This is a genomic window from Ruminococcus sp. D54t1_190329_F1 (assembly GCF_015551645.1).
Taxonomy (GTDB): Bacteria; Bacillota; Clostridia; order Lachnospirales; family Lachnospiraceae; genus Blautia_A; species Blautia_A faecis.
In genome coordinates this window covers 1-4,413 of record NZ_JADNDC010000077.1, presented here as the reverse complement: position 1 = coordinate 4,413, position 4,413 = coordinate 1, and the positions used below count along the sequence as shown (strand labels likewise).

Genomic DNA, 4,413 nt, shown 5'->3' with positions numbered 1-4,413 from the left:
GACCAGCTTTTACGGTTAGAGGATAAATTGGAAAGTGGCTTGTATTGTGAGCTGACCGACAAGACCCTGCATGACGGATATATCGAATATATCCTGCTTTATGATATGATAGCAAACCGCATTACCATTGATGAAGTACGGGCAGAGAACGGCTGTCTTAGATTGATGAAAAATCTTGTCTGGGAATATGACGCACTCCCTCACGCTCTGATTGCTGGTGGGACTGGTGGCGGTAAAACCTATTTTTTGCTAACGCTCATTGAAGCCTTACTGCATACCAACGCTGTCCTTTATATCTTAGACCCGAAGAACGGTGACCTTGCGGACTTAGGGACAGTTATGGGAAATGTGTATCATACCAAAGAAGAAATGATTGACAGCGTCAATGCCTTTTATGAGGGAATGGTACAGCGAAGTGAGGAAATGAAGCGATACCCGAACTATAAGACGGGCGAAAACTACGCCTATCTGGGACTACCACCCTGCTTTCTTATCTTTGATGAATATGTGGCGTTTTTTGAAATGCTGGGGACGAAAGAAAGCGTGAGCCTACTTAGCCAGTTAAAGAAAATCGTTATGTTAGGGCGACAAGCAGGCTATTTCCTTATCGTTGCCTGCCAGCGTCCAGACGCAAAATATTTCTCGGACGGTATCAGAGATAACTTCAATTTCCGTGTGGGACTTGGGCGTATCAGCGAATTAGGTTACGGTATGCTGTTTGGTTCAGATGTGAAAAAGCAGTTTTTTCAGAAGCGTATCAAGGGGCGTGGCTATTGTGATGTGGGAACAAACGTTATCAGTGAGTTTTACACGCCTTTAGTGCCGAAAGGACATGATTTTTTGCAGACTATCGGCTCTCTTGCACAAGCAAGGCAGGACGGGACGGCGACGTGCGAAGCGAAAGGCGACGGCACGGACTAGCCGTTGCTGGTGTGGCGTCAGCCACGCCAGCAGGTAAAACCCCTCGGTATCTAACAGAGGGGTACGTTTGCAAATAGACAATAGACGAAAAACATAGGAAACATAAGGCTTCTGGCATGGTTTTCTAGCAAAATTCAGTTGTGAAGTCGCCTAAAAAAACTTCACACTTTACAGATTGGGGGTATGGTTCTGAATGAAGAACAATGGATAAAAGAATTACGGGAGAAACGGATTGCTTACGGTATCTCACAAGGCAGGCTGGCGGTGGCTTCTGGTATCACAAGAGAATATCTCAACAAGATAGAAAGCGGAAAAATGAAGCCGTCAAAAGAACTTCTGGAAACTCTGCATAAGGAACTGGCAAGGTTCAATCCAGAAGCACCGCTTACCATGCTGTTTGATTATGTGAAAATTCGTTTTCCCACGCTGGATATACAGCACATCATCAAAGATATATTAAAACTGAATATCAACTATATGCTCCATGAAGATTACGGGCGTTACAGTTATACGGAGCATTACTCTCTGGGGGACATCTTTATCTATACGTCGGCTGACGAAGAAAAAGGTGTCCTTTTAGAGTTAAAGGGGCGTGGGTGCAGGCAGTTTGAAAGTTACCTGCTGGCACAGCAAAGAAGCTGGTATGACTTCCTCATGGACGCATTAGTAGACGGTGGCGTGATGAAGCGTATCGACCTTGCTATCAACGACCATACGGGCATTTTGGATATTCCAGAGCTTGCGGAAAAATGCAGGAAACGGGAATATATCGGAAAGTCCAGAAGTTATAAGTTTTATCAGTCGGGCGAGCTTATCAAGCATAGAGAGGACGACAGAGAATATATGGGACGCACCCTTTATCTTGGTTCGCTAAAATCAGATGTGTATTTCTGTATCTATGAAAAGGACTATGAGCAGTACGTCAAGTTAGGGACACCGCTGGAAGAAGCCGACATTATCAACCGTTTTGAGATACGGCTTAGAAATGAACGTGCCTATTATGCAGTACGAGATTTGCTGACCTATTATGACGCAGAGCAGACTGCCTTTTCTATCATCAACCAGTATGTGCGGTTTGTTGATGAAGAAGCAGACAAGCGAAAAAATGACTGGAAACTCAATGACCGCTGGGCGTGGTTTATCGGCGATAACAGACAGAGCTTGAAGCTGACGACAAAGCCAGAGCCTTACACCTTAGACCGTACATTGCGGTGGGTACAACGGCAGGTAGCACCGACCTTGAAAATGCTGAAAAGGATTGATAAGGGAAACGGAACAGACTACATGAAAACTATCGAACAGCAGGCAAAGCTCACAGAAAAGCATGAAATGATAATCAAACAGCAGACGACCCCTGCAAAAGATTTAGTAGAAAGTTAGGAGTGATGAAAAAATGTGGGAATTATTGAAAGACTTCCTGCTGGTATCTGTTGGAACGGGTATCGGCGTAGCCTTGATGTGTATTTTAAGTGTTGGCAAAGGAGCTGACTATGAAATGAAGAAATTAAAAGAAAGCGAGGACAAATAACATGAATTTCGGGCAAAATTTGTATCAATGGTTTTTAAGCAACGCACAGAGCTTAGTGCTTATGTCGATTGTGGTTATCGGTATCTACTTAGGGTTCAAGCGTGAGTTTTCAAAACTTATCGGTTTCTTGGTAGTTGCCTTGATTGCTGTCGGCTTGGTATTCAATGCTGGCGGTGTGAAAGATGTACTGTTAGAGCTGTTCAATAAGATTATCGGTGCATAAAATTTTATTGTGGGGCTGATGTATGGGTGCTATAATGTGAAAAAAGAAGTAATCGAGGTGTTCTATTTTGAATGAGAGAGAAAAAATTATTCGTTTATGGTTTGATATGTGGTTGAAACAGCAAGACTTAGGAATAGATAAAATTTTTACAGAAGATGTTGTTTATACGGAAAGCTGGTGTCCTAAATATGAAAATCTTAAAACAGTAAAACATTGGTTTAATGAATGGAATACTCGTGGTAAAGTCATTATTTGGGATATTAAACAGTTCTTTCATAAAGAAAATCAAACTGTCGTAGAATGGTATTTTAAAAATGAAATGAATACGGGAAGCGTTGAAGAATTTGACGGTATTTCCTTAATTGAATGGACAGAAGATAACAAAATCAAATCATTAAAAGAATATGGTTGCAATCTGAATAACTATAATCCATATCAACACAGCGATAACCCTCAATTTAGAGATGAAAAAACAAACTGGTTTTAAAACTTAATCAAATTATATCCATATACATAAAGCAGTTAGTCTTAGGATTGACTGCTTTTTTCTTACCTAAAATCAGATTGGAGTGATGAAATGAGCGATATTTTTAAGGATATGCAGGCAAACGTCGGCTGTGATTATATTTCTAACCTGCCCTCTTACAAGCGTAAAGTGTGGCATGAAATGAAGCGATTACCGCTTACGAATTATGATATAAAACAGTTAGAAGATTTTTCAAAGTATGTGTTTGGTATGTCGTACCAGAGCTTAAAAGATGTGATGAAGCAACAGAAAGGACGTGAGGAACAATGCAGGAAACAAGGGTGCTGGTGGAAACGAGAGGAACAACTGGCGAAGAAACAATATCATACTGGTTCGACCTGCCGATAGATGTTGCCGAGTTTGAAGAAAAGTTAGGTATCGGTGCAGAAAGTGGGGATTATCGTATTATCGAAAAGGTGTTGCCTTATGCTGATGAAGTCCACGAACACACCAGCGTGTACCAGCTCAACGAATTAGATTTTATGTACCGCCAGCTTTCAAGTGATATGCAGGAAGAATATGTATCACTACTTACGGTGTTTGAAAATTTAGAAGCACTTTATATTTGCAGGAACGTGATTATTGTTTATCCCGACTGTAAAAGCATGATAGATGTTGCAAGGCAAAAGCTGATGAACGACCCGATGTTCAAACATTTATCCGAGGACTGTCAAGAATACTACTTTGACTTTGAAGCCTACGCTTCTCGCTTGCAGGAACAAGGGAAATTTTTAGTAACGGAACACGGTATCTTTGAACTGCCAGAGTAGGAAATGAGGTGGTGCTTATGATTGACGATATGGCGGTTTACATTGCTAATCTTGGCAAATACAATGAGGGCTATTTAGTCGGTGCTTGGTTCACGTTCCCCATTGACGAGGAAGATGTGAAAGAAAAAATCGGCTTGAATGAACAGTATGAGGAATACGCTATCCATGATACCGACAACTTTCCCATTGCGATTGGCGAGTATGTTTCCATTGAAGAACTCAATGAGATGTATGAAATGATAGAGGAACTTCCCGACTATATTGTAGAGTGTCTGGACGAATTTATCAGCCACTATGGGACGCTGGAAGAAGTCGTGGAACATAAGGACGATATTTACTATTATCCCGACTGTGAAACCATGACAGATGTTGCCTACTACTACATAGACGAATTGCAGGCACTTGGGGACATTCCACCCAGCTTACAGAATTACATTGACTATGA

At 41.5% G+C, this 4,413-nt stretch carries 8 protein-coding genes; all 8 read left to right on the top strand.

Features of this window, described 5'->3' with window-relative positions:
* The coding region (locus I2D69_RS19430) for an FtsK/SpoIIIE domain-containing protein (RefSeq protein WP_195380407.1) at positions 1-921 on the top strand (921 nt) is incomplete at its 5' end.
* Positions 922-1,104: 183 nt separating this feature from the next.
* Positions 1,105-2,301: a MobT family relaxase gene (gene mobT, locus I2D69_RS19425; RefSeq protein WP_195380406.1), complete on the top strand. Its 1,197-nt coding sequence runs from the start codon at positions 1,105-1,107 to the stop codon at positions 2,299-2,301.
* A 13-nt stretch (positions 2,302-2,314) separates the two neighbouring features.
* Positions 2,315-2,449 carry a DUF3789 domain-containing protein gene (locus tag I2D69_RS19420; RefSeq protein ID WP_003061156.1) on the top strand — a complete coding sequence of 45 codons (135 nt, stop codon included), beginning with the start codon at positions 2,315-2,317 and terminating at the stop codon, positions 2,447-2,449.
* Position 2,450: 1 nt separating this feature from the next.
* A complete protein-coding gene (locus I2D69_RS19415) occupies positions 2,451-2,672 on the top strand; it encodes a hypothetical protein (protein WP_003060793.1) in 222 nt (73 codons plus the stop codon).
* Positions 2,673-2,739: 67 nt separating this feature from the next.
* Positions 2,740-3,159 carry a nuclear transport factor 2 family protein gene (locus tag I2D69_RS19410; protein ID WP_003060053.1) on the top strand — a complete coding sequence of 140 codons (420 nt, stop codon included), beginning with the start codon at positions 2,740-2,742 and terminating at the stop codon, positions 3,157-3,159.
* 90 nt (positions 3,160-3,249) lie between these two features.
* Entirely contained in the window at positions 3,250-3,546 is a 297-nt protein-coding gene (locus tag I2D69_RS19405) for a hypothetical protein (RefSeq protein ID WP_008687105.1), read from the top strand.
* Positions 3,465-3,968, top strand: a complete 504-nt coding sequence (locus tag I2D69_RS19400; protein ID WP_195369011.1) for an antirestriction protein ArdA — start codon at positions 3,465-3,467, stop codon at positions 3,966-3,968. The genes I2D69_RS19405 and I2D69_RS19400 overlap by 82 nt, the downstream gene beginning before the upstream one ends.
* Positions 3,969-3,985: 17 nt before the next feature.
* The coding region (locus I2D69_RS19395) for an antirestriction protein ArdA (protein WP_131037825.1) at positions 3,986-4,413 on the top strand (428 nt) is incomplete at its 3' end.